The organism is Pseudoalteromonas luteoviolacea (assembly GCF_021654285.1).
Lineage (GTDB): Bacteria > Pseudomonadota > Gammaproteobacteria > Enterobacterales > Alteromonadaceae > Pseudoalteromonas > Pseudoalteromonas luteoviolacea_J.
Map to the genome: position 1 here is coordinate 1 of NZ_JAKFZS010000105.1, position 515 is coordinate 515.

Below are 515 nucleotides of genomic sequence, written 5' to 3' on the forward strand. Positions count from 1 at the left end.
CAAAGTCATTGCCGTTATTTGTGCCATCTTGATTGATGTCCACAAATACACGACCTGAGATAGATTTGTCACCAATATTTAATTGCTCTGTGAAGATAAGATCTGGAGCTGCACCGTCAGCTAGTACCAATTTGATCTCACTGTTTGAACCAAATTGATCTGGGTTTGCACCTTGGTAATCTTGGCCTTCAAGGTAGTCCGTTGCGCCTTGCGTGATGGTGTAACCCGCCGCATTAGATTGGCGCAGACCAGCAAAGTTAAATGCACCGTTTGCGTCGGTTGTGGTGCTTAAGCTCACCGCTTCACCGTAAAGATCCTGACCCGTTAGCGTGATCTGAATACCAGCAAGTACAAAGTCATTGCCGTTACTTGTGCCATCTTGATTAATGTCCACAAACACGCGGCCTGAGATAGATTTATCACCCGCATTTAATTGCTCTGTGAAGATAAGATCTGGAGCTGCACCGTCAGCTAGTACCAATTTGATCTCACTGTTTGAACCAAATTGATCTGGG

1 protein-coding gene is annotated in these 515 nt (G+C 45.2%); it reads right to left on the reverse strand.

Annotated features, from left to right (window positions below):
* Positions 1-515 (reverse strand): SdrD B-like domain-containing protein (locus tag L1077_RS27210; protein ID WP_237139889.1); only part of this gene is annotated, 515 nt, incomplete at both ends.